Origin of the sequence: Mammaliicoccus sp. B-M6, assembly GCF_022386965.1 — a bacterium.
Lineage (GTDB): Bacteria > Bacillota > Bacilli > Staphylococcales > Staphylococcaceae > Mammaliicoccus > Mammaliicoccus sciuri_A.
Map to the genome: position 1 here is coordinate 1 of NZ_JAJNHJ010000027.1, position 12,271 is coordinate 12,271.

The following is a 12,271-nucleotide window of genomic DNA, read 5'->3' on the forward strand; positions in this document are numbered from 1 at the left end:
AATGGCTCTAAAACATGGTGCCGGCCAGAGGACTTGAACCCCCAACCTACTGATTACAAGTCAGTTGCTCTACCAGTTGAGCTAGGCCGGCAAAAATGGTGGAGAATGACGGGTTCGAACCGCCGACCCTCTGCTTGTAAGGCAGATGCTCTCCCAGCTGAGCTAATTCTCCAATTAACAATATCGCCCGGCAGCGTCCTACTCTCGCGGAACGTAAGCCCAACTACCATCGGCGCTAAAGAGCTTAACTTCTGTGTTCGGCATGGGAACAGGTGTGACCTCTTTGCTATCGCCACCAGACAATGTTGTTTCGTTTTTGTCTTACCTTATATATTATAAAGAACTCATCAAGGTTTTTCAATAGTAAATTTTACACCTTATTAACTTTCTTTACAAACATCTCGAATTGATATGCGCTTGTTTTCAGCGACCTTTATATAATACACAATTTAGAAACACTCGTCAACACTTTACGACAAAAAAGTTTATATTTCTTTAAAAAACTTCATCAATCGCATTTTAAAGCCTTTCAAAAGTATAAAACCGCACACAATATGGAATTGTGCACGGCTTTTAGTTACATTTATTTTTGTCTCATATAAGGGAATAGTAATACATCTCTAATAGAAGCAGAGTTTGTTAATAGCATAACTAATCTATCAATACCTATTCCTAAACCACCTGTTGGAGGCATACCATATTCAAGTGCTTCAATAAAGTCATCATCCATTTCATGTGCTTCATCGTTACCTTGATCTTTTTCTTTCATTTGTGCTTCAAATCTTTCACGTTGATCAATTGGATCATTTAATTCAGTAAACGCATTTGCATGCTCTCTACCAACAATAAATAATTCGAATCTATCAGTGAATCTTGGATCTTCAGGATTTTTCTTAGCTAATGGTGATATTTCGATTGGGTGTCCATAAATAAATGTAGGTTGAATAAGTTTCTCTTCAACTCTTTGTTCAAAGAATTCATTCAGAATATGACCATATGTCATACGATCTTCTACTTCTATATTATGTTCTTTTGCTAGAGCATGTGCTTCTTCATCAGTTTTAACTTCATAGAAATCTACACCCGTATATTCTTTAACGGCATCAACCATATGCCATCTTCTCCAATTAGGTGCTAAATCTATAGATTCTTCGCCATATTGTACAGTTGTAGAACCTAATACTTTTTCAGCGATTGCTGCTACCATAGATTCAGTTAAATCCATAATGTCGTTGTAATCAGCATATGCTTCATACAATTCAATCATTGTAAATTCAGGGTTATGTCTTGTAGATACACCTTCATTACGGAATACTCTTCCAATTTCATATACTTTCTCTAATCCACCTACGATTAATCGTTTCAAGTGTAATTCAATTGCAATTCTCATGTATAAAGTAGCATCTAACGCATTGTGATGTGTTACGAAAGGACGAGCTGAAGCCCCACCTGCGATTTGGTGCATCATTGGTGTTTCTACTTCTAAGAAACCTTTATTATTTAAGTAAGTTCTCATTTCTTGAATAATTTGGCTTCTTGTAATGAATGTTTTAGTTGATTCTTCACTTGTAATTAAATCTAAGTAACGTTGACGGTAACGTTGTTCAATATCTTGTAAACCATGATATTTATCTGGTAATGGACGTAAAGATTTCGTTAAAACAGTAAATTCTTTCGCTTTAACAGATAATTCTCCAGTATTCGTTTTAAACATAACACCTTTTACGCCTACGATGTCACCTAAATCTGCATGTTTCCATATTTCAAATTGTTCGTCACCTACTTGGTCTTTACGAACATAAATTTGAATTTGACCAGTAATATCTTTAACATGTGCAAATCCAGCTTTACCTTTACCTCTTTTAGTCATTAAACGACCTGCGATAGCAACAGCTGATTCGTCTTCTTTATCATGTAATTCTTCTTTACTGAATTCGTCCCATTCTTGGTGTAATGATTTAGAGTCTCCACTGCGGACAAATTTCTTACCGAAAGGATCGATACCTAAATCTCTTAATTCTTGTAATTTTTCTCTACGAACCAACATTTGGTCATTCATTTCTTCTGACATGATTTTCCACTCCTTATTTAAATTACACTTGTTATTTTATTTAAACCACACGTAGATTATTTACTTTCACCATTATACTTTACTACATGTTCATCGTTTGGCAATAGCTCCCAAATATATTTCTTCGATATAGGTTCCACAACATTTGAGGCAATATCATTCAAAGGTATCATCACAAATGCTCTTTCAGTCATTCTTGGGTGAGGTACTTCTAGTTCTGGTGATTGAATAACAGATTGATCATATAATAAAATATCTATATCAATTGTACGTGGTCCCCATCTTTCAACTCGAACACGATGAAGTTGTTGTTCTACCATCATACAAACTTTCAATAATTCTGATGATTCTAATTCAGTTGAGATTTCAATACACATATTTAAAAAATCAGGTTGATCTGTGTATCCTACTGGTTTCGTTTCATATATTGGAGATTCTTGAACAACTTGAATACCGTCAATTTCATTCAGCAATTTAACAGCTTCTTGCAGTTGATGTTGCCTATCTCCCATATTACTGCCTAAACCTAAATATGCAGTATGCATTTATCTCTTCCTCACTATCTCAATACCTACACCTTTATAATGTCCAGGTATCGGTGGATTATTTTTAGTAATCTTAACTTTGGTTTCCAATACTCGATTATAGTGCGAAAATAGCTCTTTTGCAATACGTTCTGCAAGATGTTCGATTAATTTTACTGGTTTACCTTCCATAATTTCTTTGACTACTTCAAATACTTCACCGTAGTGAACAGTATTTTCTAAGTCATCTGTTTCACCCGCTTCAGAAAGATCTAAATATAATTCTAAATCTACTATAAAGATTTGTCCTAGTTCATTTTCCGCTTCAATTGCACCATGGTATCCGTAAAAAGACATGCCTTCTAATATTATTCTATCCATTTAATCGAATCTCCTTCAGAGCATCTATCGTCTTAGCTACTCTTTTGTTCATTTGTACATTGTGGACTCTCACAGCATGGACACCTTTTTCTATTCCGTAAGCTGTTGTTGCTGCTGTACCTTCATCACGTTCATCAACATTAGTTTCGCCACCTAATAAGTCATTGATCAATCGCTTTCGGCTTGTCGCAAGCAACACATTGTAACCTGTAGCGACCAATTCATCTAATCGTGACATGACAATACGTTCTTCTTCTCTAGACTTTGCAAAACCAATACCAGGATCTAACCAAATGTTTTTTTCGGGTATGCCACAAATTTCTGCTTGGTTTGCTTGTTTTAATAAAGTAAGCAATAATTCTTCCATTACCGGAACATCTCTCTTGCCGTCGCCGTTATGCATTAACACAATTTCAGCATTATATTCTGCAACGACGTTCAATATATTCGGGTCATATAAACCAGCCCACTGGTCGTTAATCATCGTTACGCCTCTTTTTAAAGATTCTTCAGCAACTTTACTTCTGTATGTATCTACTGAAAGTTGTACATCTAAATCACTAAGCGCTTCTACAACTGGAATAACTCTGTCCAATTCCTCTTCTAAACTTACTTCTGTATAACCTGGTACTTCTGTATAACCTGGGCGAGTAGATACACCACCGATATCAATAATATCCGCACCTTCTGAGATAAGTTTCTCAGCGTGTTGTCTTGCTTTATCTACACTATTATATGAACCACCGTCAGAAAATGAATCTGGCGTAACATTTAATATACCCATAATTTTCGTATTCACCAAGATAGTCTTCCTTCCTTTTTCATAGATAAATTTATTATAACAAATTTAAAAAATCACGCCTAAATGAAATAACTTCAAAAGTTATTTATTATAGACGTGATACTTATTATATAATCATTTATTTATCAATTAGTCTTCAAAAGCGTAAAGTGGTGTAGATAGGTAACGTTCACCATTACTTGGAAGAACTGTTACTACTGTTTTGCCTTCACCTAGTTCTTTAGCTTTTTTCAATGCAGCTACAATTGCAGCGCCAGATGAAATACCACCAAGGATACCTTCTTCTTTGGCAACTTTTCTAGACATTTCCATTGCTTCTTCATTACCTACTTTAATAACATCGTCATAAACATCTGTGTTTAAAGTGTCTGGTACGAAACCTGCACCTAAACCTTGTAATTTATGAGGACCTGGTGAACCACCACTTAAAATAGGTGAAGCTTCTGGTTCAATCGCAACTACTTGAATATTAGGATATTTTTCTTTAAGCACTTTACCTGCTCCAGATAAAGTACCACCAGTACCTACACCAGCTAAGAAAGCGTCAATTTGAACACCTTCAAATTGTTCAACAAGTTCAGGACCAGTTGTTAATTCATGGATTTTAGGGTTCGCTGGGTTTTCGAATTGTTGTGGTTCAAAATAGCCTTTTTCTTCTTTTAATTCTTTAGCTTTTTTGATAGCACCTTTCATGCCTTCTGCACCAGGTGTTAATACTAATTCAGCGCCATAAGCTTTTAATAAAGCACGACGTTCGCTACTCATTGTATCTGGCATTACAAATACAGCTTTATAACCTTTAGCTGCTGCAACCATTGCTAAACCGATACCTGTGTTACCAGATGTTGGTTCAATAATTGTGTCGCCTGGTTTGATTTTGCCTTCTTTTTCAGCAGCTTCAATCATCGCTAAACCAATTCTATCTTTAACTGAACTACCTGGGTTTTGGTATTCTAGTTTTACATAAACGTCTGCTGAACCTTCTTCAACTACTTTGTTTAATTTAACTACAGGTGTATCTCCAATTAATTCTACAATATTATTTACTCTCTTAGCCATTTACACTTCACTCCTAAATAGTTTTTATACCCTAGTTTATTTATCGGATATAATGATTATAACAAAACTTCATATAAAGTGAAAGTATTTACTAAATTAAAGTGCGTTCTTAAGCTCGATTAATTCTTCTTCGCTATATTGATACTTTGTTCTACAGAAATGACATTCTGCTTCAGCACCATGATCTTCTTTAATCATTGCATCAATTTCTGCTTCTCCAAGACCTTTAATTGCATTTAGGAATTTTTCTCTAGAACAATTACATTTGAACTCAACATCCATATGGTCAATAATTCTAGTATTTTCTTTACCTAATACTGTTTCAATTATTTCTTCTGGTGATAATCCTCTATCGATCAATTTAGATACAGGTTCCATTTGATTAATTTTTTCTTCAATTGCTGAAATTGTTTTTTCAGATGCACCAGGCATAAGTTGAATGATGAAACCTCCTGCTGCTTTAATTGTATTATCAGGATTTACTAATACACCTAAACCAACTGCTGAAGGTACTTGTTCACTTGTTACAAAATAATAAGTAAAATCTTCGCCAAGTTCTCCTGATACAATTGGTGTAGAACCTGTAAAGTAATCTTTCAATCCGATATCTTTAACGACACTTAACATACCGTCTGTTCCAACAGCACGTCTAACATCTAATTTACCTTGATCGTTTAATGGGAAATGCGTTTGTGGATTTTGTACATATCCTCTTACTTTACCTTTCGCATTAGCATCGACCATAATTTTACCAATTGGTCCTCCGCCATCAATTGTTACGGTTAATTTTTCTTCATTTTTTAGCATTGATCCCATCATCACACCAGCTGTCATTGATCTACCTAATGCTGCTGATGCAGTTGGCCATGTGTAATGGCGTGTTTGTGCTTCTTGTATTGTATTTGTTGTTTGAACAGCAAAAGCTCTCACTTCATCATTGAAAGCTAATCCTCTTACTAAATAATCTTTTGTCATGTTTTATACTCCTTCTTTAAAAAAAAGCCCCTCTCAATCAATTTGTTGAAAGGGACTTTTGTGAAATTATTCTTTACGATCTGTCGGTTTATTGTCACCTAGGTCATCGATATTTGGCTCTTGTTCATGAGCTGGTTCGTCCGAATCACTATCTGAATCAGTGTCTTCACGACGTTTTTCATGTGACACTTCTTCTTTAACTTCTTCATATGATTTACCAACTTCATCATCGTCAATATCTAATGTACCTTCTTGTTGCGTTAAGTCACCTTCATATTTATCTTCATCTGAGTCTTCATTTTGGTTAAGATGAGAATCATCATATTTAACTTCTGGTAACTTACCTTCATGGAATAATGATTGAATTTGTTCAGCTACTAATGTTTCTTCTACTAGAAGCGTCTTAGCAATTAATTCTAATTGTGATTTATGTTCAGTTAGAATTTGTTTACAACGTTCGTATTGTTCTTTAATGATACGTTGTACTTCTGAATCAATTTCATAAGCAATTTGGTCTGAATAATTTGGTTCAGATTGCATATCTTTACCTAAAAATACTTGTCCACTATCCGTACTACCGAATTGTAATGGACCTAATTTTTTACTCATACCATATTCAGTAACCATCTTACGCGCAATGTTTGTTGCACGTTGGAAGTCATTATGAGCACCTGTTGATGCTTCTCCAAAGTTTATTTCTTCAGATACACGACCACCAAGTAAACCTACTATCTTATCTAATAATTCTGGTTCAGTCATAAAGTAACGATCTTCTTTAGGAAGCATCATTGCATATCCACCAGCTTGACCACGTGGAACGATTGTAACTTTATGAACCATTTCTGCTTCATCCAATACACAACCGATAATTGTATGACCCGCTTCGTGATAAGCAACAATATTTTTTTCTTTTTCAGAAATCATTCTTGTTTTCTTAGCTGGACCTGCAATAACTCTATCAGTCGCTTCTTCGATATCTCTCATATCAATTTTCGTTTTGTTAGAACGTGCTGCTACTAATGATGCTTCATTTAACAAGTTCTCTAAGTCTGCACCAGAGAAACCAGGCGTTCTTTGAGAAATTGCTTTTAAGTCAACAGTTTCGTCTAACGGTTTATTACGAGCATGTACTTTAAGTACTGCTTCACGTCCTTTTACATCTGGGCGTCCAACTTGGATTTGTCTATCGAAACGTCCTGGACGTAATAATGCAGGGTCTAAAATATCAGGACGGTTAGTTGCAGCTATCATAATGATACCTTCATTTTCACCGAATCCATCCATTTCTACTAATAATTGGTTTAATGTTTGTTCACGTTCATCGTGACCGCCACCAACACCAGCGCCACGTTGACGACCAACAGCATCAATCTCATCTATAAAGATAATACATGGTGCATTTTTCTTAGCGTTCTCGAATAAGTCACGCACACGACTTGCACCGACACCAACGAACATCTCAACGAAGTCTGAACCACTGATTGAGAAGAATGGTGTACCCGCTTCACCTGCTACAGCTCTAGCAAGTAATGTTTTACCTGTACCTGGAGGACCAACTAGTAAGACACCTTTCGGAATACGCGCACCCATTTTCTTGAATTTACGATTATCTTTAAGGAAATCAACTATTTCCACTAACTCTTGTTTCTCTTCATCGGCACCTGCTACATCAGAGAATCTTACACGTTTCTTCTGATTATCATATAGCTTGGCTTTTGACTTACCAAAGTTCATTACTCGGCCGCCGCCACCGCCGCCGCCTTGCATTTGGCTTAAGAAGAAGATGAATAAAAATGCAATAATTAAAACTGGGATAAGCGTTGTTAATACACTAACAAACACACTTTGTTTTTCTTCTTCTTTAACATTAAATTTCAAATCATCTTGTTTCTCAGCAGTTGCTGTTATTTTTTTCAAGTCATCTTGATTATTAAATAAAATAGAAGATGTATATGTTTCATCTTTACCTTTTTTCAATTCACCGCTAACCATATAAACATTCTGTTCTGGTTGAATAGTTAACGTTTTTAAATCGCCTTTTTCTAGCTTCGTCATAAACTCATTATATGTAAGCTGTTTTGGTGATTGTCCATTGCCATTAATGAACTGGAATACACCAAATAGGACGATAGCTAAAAGCGCGATCATTAATATATTACGAAAAGCTTTTTGCATTCAATTTGTCCTCCTACTCAATTAATAAAACTAACAAAAATTTTACCATATTTGTAATTTCATACGCTAGTAATTAAACTTGCTTATACGCATCATTGATATATTTCTGGTTTAAGTGTACCAATGTATGGTAAATTACGATATTTCTCAGCATAATCTAGTCCGTATCCTACAACAAATTCATCTGGAATTTTTTCTCCGACATATTTAGCTTCGATATCTACTTTACGTTTCATCGGTTTATCTAACAATGTTACGATTTCAATAGAATTAACATTTCTGTATTTCAATAAATCAACGATAGAATTTAAAGTTGTACCTGTTTCTAAAATATCTTCAATGATAATGACATCTCTATTTTCAACAGAAGTACTTAAGTCTTTTAAAATTTTAACTTCTCCAGTTGATTCTGTACCACCGTGATAACTAGAAACATCCATAAAGTCTATTTCTACATGTGTATCAATGTATTTAATTAAATCAGCCATAAACATGATTGAACCTTTTAAAATACCTACACAAATAGGTGTCTTCCCATTATAATCCTCTGTGATTTGCTTTCCTAATGTTTTGCATCTTTCTTGAATCTGTTCTTCTGATAATACAACAGACTTAATCGAGTCTTTCATTAAAGTCATCTCCAATATAAGTAATAGTTAGTGCGTTTTTAAAGTTAGAATCCATCCAAAAATCACCAATTGCAATAATGTCATCACCATATAAAATAATTGGACAATTGTTTCTTTTATGTATGTCAATCTTGTTGTCAATCATGATTCTGTTAACTTTTTTGTGATGTTTATTTCCCCGGTTATAATACTGAACACGATCTCCAGACATTCTCGTTCTTACAAATAAAGGCGATGCTATGTCTTTCGTTTCAATTAACCAATTCCCAAATACATATTGTTCATTACGATTTATAAATTTAGAATTTACATTGAACTCAATATCTTCACATAGTAATAATTTATCATATGCTACTATAAACTGCCAATCATCAGATATAGGAATGACGGATTGTTTTGAAAAATTATTAAATACGTGCATCCATTCTTTATATGACTTCTCGCTATATCTTCGTTTAACATATTGAGCCATTAATTGATCTAATACTTGAATCTTAATTAAATCGTTCAGCTGATTAAATGCATCACGATTAATTTCAACATGATCAGACAGTTTTATTTCTTTAGCAATAAAATCATCTGCTGCAGTTATAATTAATTTTCTTGCATCATTCATCCATTGATTTAAATCCAGTAAATGATCTGTTGAAAATTCTGGCCTTTCTTCAATAACAGGCAACAATTGATTTCGTAAATAGTTGCGAGTATATTTACTATCTTTATTTGAATCATCTTCGTAGTACTTAAAATCATTTTCTTGTTGATATTGTTTTATAAATGATTTGGATACATTTAACAACGGTCTACAAATCATATATTCATTTCTTTTTTGAACTTGTTGAATACCTAAAGGTGCACGGCCAATTCTCCCAGTAAATAGTCGATAAGCAATGGTTTCTTTTTGGTCATCCATATGGTGTGCCGTCAACAATACATCGCTACCGGTTTGTTTCATCATTTCATCAAACCATTCATATCTCAATTGTCTAGAAATATCTTGTATGCTCTTATTGTGACTAACTGTTTCGCTCAAATCCAATGTCTTGATATATATTTCAATATGATGTTTTTCGCAAAATTGTTTTATAAATTTCGCTTCTTCTCGCGAGGCTTCTCTTAAACCATGGTTGACATGTAAACAAATTAACTTACGATATGTGTCTTTATAAGTTGTGTTTAACATGTGTAAAAGTGACATGCTATCTATTCCTGTCGAAACAGCTAAAGCTAAATCATCCTCTTGTTGCCAAGTTACATTCAGCATGATTACACACCTCAATTTTCAAAAATTCATTTGATCTTGTCAAAATAAAAAGAGGCTCAACTAATTAGCCTCTTTTTATTATAATCCATTATCGTCTTGCACCTTTACCGCCACGACGTGATTCAGTTTGTCTCTTAATAGATGTTAACTTATCCTCACTATCTTTTAAAAAGTTTGATAATTTCTTCTCAAAGTCTTCAGGCTTAGCTTCTTTCTTAGGCGCTTGGCGCTTTGGACGTTCTTTAGCTTTTTTAATAGATAAACTAATCTTTCCATCATCAGCTACTGTTAATACTTTAACTTCTACTTCATCGCCTACAGTTAAATGGTCATTCACGTTCTCGACGTAGTTATCAGCAACTTCACTGATATGCACAAGGCCACTTTTCCCTTCAGGTAATTCAACAAATGCACCAAAATTCTTAATACCTGTAACTTTCCCTTTGACTTTATTGCCTACTTCAATTGACATATTATTACTGTATCCTCCTGATATAAATTCACTTTAACCTTATTATATGCTTCTATACAAAATTATACAACGCCATAAACAGATTATTTATCATTTTCCGCGTCTTTTTTGTCTTCTGGTAATTTAAAAATAATTTCACCATCATTGCTTAAAAAGTATTCACTTCTCGCGAGTTTTTCTATATATTCTTTATCGTTCAGTCGTTTAATTTGTTCTTTAAGTTCTATCTCTTTATCTTGTAATTTTTCATATGTGACAGCTTTTTCTTTACGCTCTTGCACTAATTCATCATTACGATTTTTTTGTAGAAATAGCATGATGATCATAATAACGATTATTAACAATAATACTCCACCAAATAAGGTAAGTCGCTTGCGTATCACTTGGCGCGTTTTATTGACAGTCTTTTTTTGTTTGTTTTGGGACTGTGTATATTCATTATCTAGATTTTTAATTTTTTGCGCCATTGGTGTACCTCCTTATTTATATAGAATCTTGAATTTTTTCTTCTTTGATGACTTCAAACATTGTCTTCGCATTTTCTTTATTAGCATGTTCAGATAATCCTGTCACTTTGACAACAATTATTCTATTACCTAATCTAATTTCCAATTCATCTTCAACACTTACAGTCGTTCCTGCTTTAGCAACTTGACCATTTACTTTAACTCTACCTTGGTCACTCACTTCTTTAGCAAGTGTACGACGTTTAATCAGTCTAGATACTTTTAAATATTTATCTAATCTCAAATTGTTAAATCTCCTTTATTTATAAATTCTTTTAATAATTGTTCACCGTATCCCTCTAATTTGGTTTTATCATACAACTTCAAAAAGTAATCAGCAAATATTTTTTCTAGTTTCTCACGTTTAACTTTGCCTTCTTTTTGTTTTTCATCATTCCAAATTTTCTTGAGGTCTTCAATATCATTCGCTTCTTGGTCACCAAACACATGTGGATGTCTACGTATCATCTTAGACGTTAATGTTTGTATCACTTCTCTTACATCAAAGTATGCTTCTTTCTTTCCAATCGCAGCATGTAGCATCACTTGTAACAATATGTCTCCAAGTTCTTCTATCATATGATCAATATCATCTTCATCAATTGCTTCTATTAATTCAAATGCCTCTTCAAGTACATAACGCTTCAATGTTTCATGGGTTTGTACTTTATCCCAAGGACAACCTTCTTCGGACACTAATGTATCAATAGTTTGTTCTAAATATTGAAAATCACCATATAGTTGTTCATCTTTAGTTATTTTCGGAATGAATAAACTTGTTAAATTTGATAGCTCAGCATGATGGTCCATTTCATACAATGGACATGAAATGACATCCGCTTCACCTAGTCTTGCATTAGAAACGAGTTGCACAGGATGGTCATCTGGATATCTTTCCATCAATGTAACTTTAATATCCGATGCAACTAATTGATCATACACTTGTGTAATAATCGTATTCGTTCTTATATTTAATGAAGTCTCAGACAAACTCGTTCCGTCTAATAATGTAAACCCGTCATTCGGATCAATATTAACAGCTCTGAACATATCATCTAAAAAGCTTTTCCCACCTAACACGTGTACATCCGGCGCTTTCTCTAATAGAAGCTGCGTCGTTGTTTCAGCTACCATTGGGTCACCAGGCACCGCATAAATAATGTTTTCATGTTCAGCTTTTTCAATCAATGTATCGACAATTTCAGAATATACATTAAGAAAATCATCGTGCTTTTCATAAATATAATCAAAACCTTGCCAATTTAAGTCTTCTAATTCTTTAACGACTGGATGGTCTAGCGTACGCGCATATATAACGTCAGCTGATTGAAGTTTACGGTAAACGCCCATTGGCAATTCTTCTAAACTATAATTACCTAAGCCAACAACTAGTATTTGTTGTGCCATATGTTA

At 34.1% G+C, this 12,271-nt stretch carries 13 protein-coding genes, 2 tRNA genes and 1 rRNA gene; all 16 read right to left on the reverse strand.

The annotated features are described in order from the left end of the window. Positions 1–15: 15 nt before the first annotated feature. Positions 16–91 (reverse strand) — tRNA-Thr (locus LQ693_RS09980). A gap of 5 nt (positions 92–96) precedes the next feature. Further along, positions 97–172: transfer RNA gene (locus LQ693_RS09985), tRNA-Val, on the reverse strand. A 13-nt stretch (positions 173–185) separates the two neighbouring features. Continuing rightward, positions 186–300: ribosomal RNA gene (rrf, locus tag LQ693_RS09990) — 5S ribosomal RNA — on the reverse strand. 283 nt (positions 301–583) lie between these two features. Continuing rightward, positions 584–2,071 carry a lysine--tRNA ligase gene (gene lysS, locus LQ693_RS09995; protein WP_025905552.1) on the reverse strand — a complete coding sequence of 496 codons (1,488 nt, stop codon included), beginning with the start codon at positions 2,069–2,071 and terminating at the stop codon, positions 584–586. A gap of 56 nt (positions 2,072–2,127) precedes the next feature. Continuing rightward, complete coding sequence (gene folK / locus LQ693_RS10000; RefSeq protein WP_107565619.1) at positions 2,128–2,616, reverse strand: 2-amino-4-hydroxy-6-hydroxymethyldihydropteridine diphosphokinase; 489 nt, start codon at positions 2,614–2,616, stop codon at positions 2,128–2,130. Further along, positions 2,617–2,976 carry a dihydroneopterin aldolase gene (gene folB, locus LQ693_RS10005; RefSeq protein WP_107565618.1) on the reverse strand — a complete coding sequence of 120 codons (360 nt, stop codon included), beginning with the start codon at positions 2,974–2,976 and terminating at the stop codon, positions 2,617–2,619. Next, the gene (folP, locus tag LQ693_RS10010) at positions 2,969–3,778 is read right to left on the reverse strand and encodes a dihydropteroate synthase (protein ID WP_191835716.1); all 810 of its coding nucleotides are present in this window, start codon (positions 3,776–3,778) and stop codon (positions 2,969–2,971) included. Before folP ends, folB begins: the two co-directional genes overlap by 8 nt. A gap of 129 nt (positions 3,779–3,907) precedes the next feature. Continuing rightward, entirely contained in the window at positions 3,908–4,837 is a 930-nt protein-coding gene (cysK, locus tag LQ693_RS10015; RefSeq protein WP_025905556.1) for a cysteine synthase A, read from the reverse strand. A 96-nt stretch (positions 4,838–4,933) separates the two neighbouring features. After that, entirely contained in the window at positions 4,934–5,812 is an 879-nt protein-coding gene (gene hslO / locus LQ693_RS10020; RefSeq protein WP_025905557.1) for an Hsp33 family molecular chaperone HslO, read from the reverse strand. A 66-nt stretch (positions 5,813–5,878) separates the two neighbouring features. Beyond that, positions 5,879–7,987 (reverse strand): ATP-dependent zinc metalloprotease FtsH, encoded by a 2,109-nt coding sequence (gene ftsH / locus LQ693_RS10025; protein ID WP_103360996.1) that lies wholly within the window; start codon positions 7,985–7,987, stop codon positions 5,879–5,881. Positions 7,988–8,079: 92 nt separating this feature from the next. Next, complete coding sequence (gene hpt / locus LQ693_RS10030; protein ID WP_025905559.1) at positions 8,080–8,616, reverse strand: hypoxanthine phosphoribosyltransferase; 537 nt, start codon at positions 8,614–8,616, stop codon at positions 8,080–8,082. Further along, a complete protein-coding gene (gene tilS / locus LQ693_RS10035; RefSeq protein ID WP_107565616.1) occupies positions 8,600–9,880 on the reverse strand; it encodes a tRNA lysidine(34) synthetase TilS in 1,281 nt (426 codons plus the stop codon). The genes hpt and tilS overlap by 17 nt, the downstream gene beginning before the upstream one ends. An 88-nt stretch (positions 9,881–9,968) precedes the next feature. Beyond that, positions 9,969–10,352, reverse strand: coding sequence for a S1 domain-containing RNA-binding protein (locus tag LQ693_RS10040; protein ID WP_025905561.1), 384 nt, complete (start codon positions 10,350–10,352; stop codon positions 9,969–9,971). An 83-nt stretch (positions 10,353–10,435) separates the two neighbouring features. Then, positions 10,436–10,819: an FtsB family cell division protein gene (locus tag LQ693_RS10045; protein ID WP_025905562.1), complete on the reverse strand. Its 384-nt coding sequence runs from the start codon at positions 10,817–10,819 to the stop codon at positions 10,436–10,438. Between the two features lie 16 nt (positions 10,820–10,835). Continuing rightward, the gene (locus LQ693_RS10050; protein WP_037590337.1) at positions 10,836–11,102 is read right to left on the reverse strand and encodes an RNA-binding S4 domain-containing protein; all 267 of its coding nucleotides are present in this window, start codon (positions 11,100–11,102) and stop codon (positions 10,836–10,838) included. Continuing rightward, positions 11,099–12,265: a MazG nucleotide pyrophosphohydrolase domain-containing protein gene (locus LQ693_RS10055; protein WP_239703198.1), complete on the reverse strand. Its 1,167-nt coding sequence runs from the start codon at positions 12,263–12,265 to the stop codon at positions 11,099–11,101. Before LQ693_RS10055 ends, LQ693_RS10050 begins: the two co-directional genes overlap by 4 nt. Positions 12,266–12,271 lie beyond the last annotated feature (6 nt).